Raw genomic sequence first — 5,123 nt, forward strand, 5'->3', positions numbered from 1 at the left:
CAGCGAGAGCGAGCAATTTTTCGCCGAATCAAGGCCGGAAAACCGCAGGCGATGCGAGTATCGGCGAGGTTTTCGAACGAAGATTCGGCGGAAAAGGGCCGCTCGCAGCGCGGCTCGACTTTTGCCACGGGCTGCTAGCTGGCCTCTTCCCGGACGACGGTCTGCCGGCGGTGGCTGCGACCCTGGCTTCCCCGACGGATGTAGAAGTAGCGCCGGACGGCAGCTTTTATCTGGCGGATCCGGAAGCGGGGCGGGTGGTGAAGATCACTTCCGACGGGATTTTGACCGCCGTGGCCGGCGGTGGGAGCCTGCCCGGAGAGGACGGCGACGCGGCGGACCAGGTGGCTTTGGCTCTGCCCAGCGGAGTGGCCTTGGGGCCCGCCGGGAATCTCTATGTTGCCGAAGCGGGGGCCTCGCGGGTGCGCCGGATCTCGGTGGACGGCCGGATCTTCGGTTTCGCCGGCACTGGACAGCCGGGCTTTGCGGGGGACGGGGGTGCGGCAGAGCTGGCTCTGTTGATCGACCCGGTGCGAGTGACGGCGCTCTCCGACGGCAGCGTCTACATCAGTGACGGCTTTGACCGCCGCGTGCGCAAGGTGGATCCCGCGGGGGTGATTCGCACGGTGGCGGGCACCGGCCAGAGCGGTGACGGGGGCGATGGTGGCCTAGCGGCGGGGACGGCGGTGAAGGAACCAGCGGGGTTGGTGACCACTCCCTCCGGTGAGCTTTTGGTGGCGGATGCAGAGGGACACGCGGTGCTGCGCATGGGGGCGGCGTTGGAAGGCTTCGGCGCCGACGAGCTGGTGGTGCCCTCCCGGGGAGGCGGAGCGGTCCACGTCTTCGATTCCCGAGGCCGGCATCTGCGCACGCAGCATTCCCTCACCGGAGCGGATCTCTATCGCTTCGAATACGACCCCGCGGGGCGCTTGAGCGCAGTGGTGGACGTGGACTCCCAGCGCACCACCGTGCAGCGGGACGGCTCGGGAGAACCGGAGCGGATCCTGACGCCGTCGGGGCAGGAGGTTGCCCTGGTCCTCGACCCCGAAGGCTATCTGCAGAATTTCGTCGGGCCGGCAGAGATCTCGGAGCAGTTCCGATACCGCCAGGGCCTGATGGAATGGCATCTGGATCCCCGGGGCCACGATAGGACCTATGAGCACGATCCCTTCGGCCGATTGGAGGAGTCCCGGGATCGAAGCGAGGCGCGGCAGAGATTTATCCGCCATGGGGCGCCGTTTGCTCCCGCGGCCTCGGTGACGGCGGAGGATGGCGGGGGAACGCTTCTGGTCTACAAGACCTTCGAAGGGAGGGACGGAGTCCAGGGCGAAGCGGTGAACGACAGTTCCTTGCGCCAGCACCGTCGCGTGAGGGCCCCGGACGGCCGCTGGACGGTAGTGCGGGCGGATGGAGTGGTCGGCGGCCTGCAGGAGGCCCCGGATCCGCGCTTCGGCATGGCGGCCCGGCGTACCAGCGCCCTGACCACTGCGCTTCCCGGCGGTCCGACCCTGATGGCCTATACGACCAGAGATGCCCAGCTCTCCGATCCCGACGACCCCCTGAGCGTGGCGAGCCTGTTGGATGTGGTCACCGTCAACGGCAATCCGTTCACATCGCTCTACGACGGGACTACCCGCACCTCTACCCTGCTGACCCCCGAAGGCCGCTCGGCGTCGGCGCGCCTCGATACCAAGGGCCGGGTGGTGGAGACGACCCGGCCGGGATTCGCTCCGGTGGCCTACACCTACCGCGCCGATGGCCTGCTGGAGACTGTGCAGGTGGGTACCGGAGCTCCCGGAGCAGCAGATGAGGCGCGGGTGATGCGTTTCACCTACGATCCGTTGCGGCGTCTGGAGACGGTCACCGATCCGCTGGAGCGGGTCACCCGCTTCACCTACGACGCCGCCAATCGCCCTCTGTCGCAGATCCTGCCCGACGGCCGCCGGGTCGCCTTCACCTGGGATGCTGGAAGCAATCTGGAGACGCTGACGCCCCCGGGGCGGCCGGCTCATGCTTTCGAGTACACGCCCCGGGACGAGGTCTCGACCTACTCCCCTCCGGGCGCCACGCCCGCCGAGGGTCTCGTGCTCGGCCACCGTCCGGATCGCCAGCTGGAGCAAATCCAGCGCGCCGGCGGCGAGGTTCTGAGCTTCGCCTACGATGACCTCGGGCGGCTGGAGAGCTTCACTCATCCGGATGGCCAGACAGACCTTGCCTGGGACCCTGTCGCCGGCCAGGTGGGCAGCCTCACCACCTCCGAAGGCTCGACCCTGACCTACGGCTACCAGGGACACTTGCTGCGTTCGCTCAGCTGGTCCGGGCCCGTGGTGGGGACGGTGGATTGGAGCTTCAATGCGGAGCTCAAGGTGGCGTCGATGCGGGTCGGCGGCTCGACTCTGGCCAGCTACGACTACGACCGCGACGGTCTGCTGACCCAGGCCGGGGATCTGACCTTGGTCCGGGACGTCGCCAACGGCCGCATCACCGGCACCGTTCAGGGGGACCTGACCACCGAGCGCGGCTTCAACCCCTTTGGCGAGCTCACCGGCCACCGTGCAGACTTCGGCGGTGCGTCGCTCTACGACGTCAGCTATCAGCGCGACGCCCTCGGTCGCATCACCGAGCGGACGGAGACGATCCAGGGGGAGACCTCGGTCACCAGCTATTCCTACGACCCGCGGGGCCGGCTGCAGCGGGTTGAGCAGGACGGCGCTCTGGTGGCGGAGTACGGCTACGACGCCAACGGCAACCGCACCAGCTTGCTGACGTCCAGCGGCTCGCTTTCCGCCACCCACGACGACCAAGACCGTCTCCTCACCTACGGCGACCGCGGCTACACCTACACCGCCGCGGGGGAGCTGGAAAGCGGAACCCAGAACGGTCAGTCGGTGCTCTACGACTACGACGCCTTGGGCAACTTGCGCTCGGTGCAGGCCCCGGGGGCGCCGCTCATCGAGTATCTCGTGGATGGCGAGAACCGGCGCATTGGCAAGAAGGTGGGCGGCTCGCTGGTCCAGGGTTGGCTCTACGCGGACCTGCTCAATCCCGTCGCCGAGTTGGACGGCACGGGCAACGTGGTGTCCCGCTTCGTCTACGGCGACCGCGGCAACGTGCCGGCGTATCTCGAGAAGGACGGCCGGACCTACCGCATCCTCGCCGACCCGGTGGGGAGCGTCCGCCTGGTGGTAGATGTCGAAACCGGCGCCGTAGCCCAGCGTCTCGACTACGACTCCTTCGGCCAGGTCCTCCTCGACACCAACCCCGGCTTCCAACCCTTCGGCTTCGCCAGCGGTCTCTACGACCCCCAAACCAGCTTGATCCGCTTCGGCGTCCGCGACTACGACCCCAGAATCGGTCGCTGGACCGCCAAGGACCCCCTCGGCTTCGCCGGCGGCGACACCAACTTCTACGCCTACGTCGCCAACGACCCCATCAACCGCGCCGACCCCAGCGGGCAGATCCTGCCGGCGTTGGCTCTGGGCTACGCAGCCTTCGAGGTTGCGCTGACGCTGTATGATCTTTATGACGCTTGGGACACGGTCAGCGATCCGTGTGCGGATCTGTGGGACAAGGGCCTGTCGGTGGGTGGGCTGGGGTTGGGGTTGGCGCTGCCTGGGGGGAGGTATGGGGCTGGGGCGAAGGCTGGTCGGAGGGCGATTGATTCAGCCCAGAGTGCCTCAAATGCTTTTCGTCTCCGAAATCAGCTGATAGCGGAGGAAATCGCTCTTGGCCATGCTTTCAACAAGCATGTCATCAAACGGGGAGAATTCCCCGGAATCGGTACACCTGGTGAGTTTGCTGAGGTTCTGGAGTCTGTTCTGAATAACCCCACACACGTCCGGGAGCTCGCTCGCGGGCGTACAGCTTTCTTCGATCAGGGGTCAGGAGTCCTGGTTATCCGCAACCCAGCCGCTCCCGACGGGGGTACCGCGTTTGTTCCAAACAAGGGGATAAACTATTTCCTAGGATTACGCTAATGCTATCTAGTGGGTTGGATGATCGGGACAAGCAGATAATTCTTGAGTGTCTGGTGGCGGTAGTCAAAGGCCCATTCTTTCCGGGCTGGGAATTTGACACGCTTTTCGGATTTACTCGCGCCGAGATTGCAGAGTTGGTGGCAGCTTGGCCAGAGGTCGATTTCGACGACGAGGAGGTACGCCGTGCGATCAGTGTTGCTCTCGTTCAGCTGACGGGCTACCCGCACGGCGAAGAGGAAGCTTGGCATCGCTTCATCTCTGTTTCTCCGTCCGCGGTGGAAGCTCTTCTCATGAAGTACAGTCGAGAGTATGCAGGCTGACTTTCTGAAAACAAAATCGAAGTAAAGGCTAGCAATCGACGCCTCGCCTGCCGGGCTGCCAAGGGCCTCCTAGGCCTCGCCGGCGGCGATACTTCCTACTATGACTCCGTTTCGAATCTGTTTGTCGTACCAGGAGCTGATGGCTCTCCAAGAACGTTCTTTCGTCCCGACCCCAGTAAACATAGCTTTTCAACAAGCCTTGAGTATTTCAATGCGCAATGAAGAGTTATGCCGGCGTCGCGTTTGTGCTCTTTTACAGGCCGACCCGCCTTGGGGAGTGAGCGGTAGGGAGCCAAGTCATAATATCTGCGACTGCTGTGGTGTTGAGTTTGGGTACGAGGATGTTCGACTAGAAGGGGTGCGGAAATATCGAGAAGAATGGCTGCGACAAGGTGCAAGCTGGGCCCGACCCAGCTGTAAGCCGTCCGGCTGGAGCCCTGAGCAGCAAATGCTGAATTTGCCGGAGAAATGGCGATAGCATCGGGAGTATTGAGTGCCTGAATGGGGCTGAAGTTTCGCTTTCCTGACTCTCCTCAACTTGCTGTAGGTTAAATGGGGCGGGCGTCCGCGACTACGATCCCAGAGTCGGCCGCTGGACCGCCAAGGACCCCCTCGGCTTCGCCGGCGGCGACACCAACTTCTACGCCTACGTAGCCAACGACCCCATCAACCGCGCCGACCCCAGCGGGCAGATCCTGCCGGCGTTGGCTCTCGGCTACGCAGCCTTCGAGGTTGCGCTGACGCTGTATGATCTTTATGACGCTTGGGACACGGTCAGCGATCCGTGTGCGGACTTGTGGGACAAGGGATTGTCGGTGGCGGGGGCGGG

At 64.6% G+C, this 5,123-nt stretch carries 2 protein-coding genes; both read left to right on the plus strand.

Translation table 11 applies throughout. The annotated features are described in order from the left end of the window. The first annotated feature begins 170 nt into the window (after nucleotides 1-170). On the plus strand, nucleotides 171-3,974 hold the full coding sequence (locus SX243_24995) for an RHS repeat-associated core domain-containing protein (protein MDY7096246.1): 3,804 nt from the start codon (nucleotides 171-173) through the stop codon (nucleotides 3,972-3,974). Between the two features lie 53 nt (nucleotides 3,975-4,027). Next, nucleotides 4,028-4,294 carry a hypothetical protein gene (locus SX243_25000; protein MDY7096247.1) on the plus strand — a complete coding sequence of 89 codons (267 nt, stop codon included), beginning with the start codon at nucleotides 4,028-4,030 and terminating at the stop codon, nucleotides 4,292-4,294. Nucleotides 4,295-5,123 lie beyond the last annotated feature (829 nt).

This window comes from Acidobacteriota bacterium, from assembly GCA_034211275.1.
In the GTDB taxonomy this organism is placed as follows: Bacteria; Acidobacteriota; Thermoanaerobaculia; order Multivoradales; family JAHZIX01; genus JAGQSE01.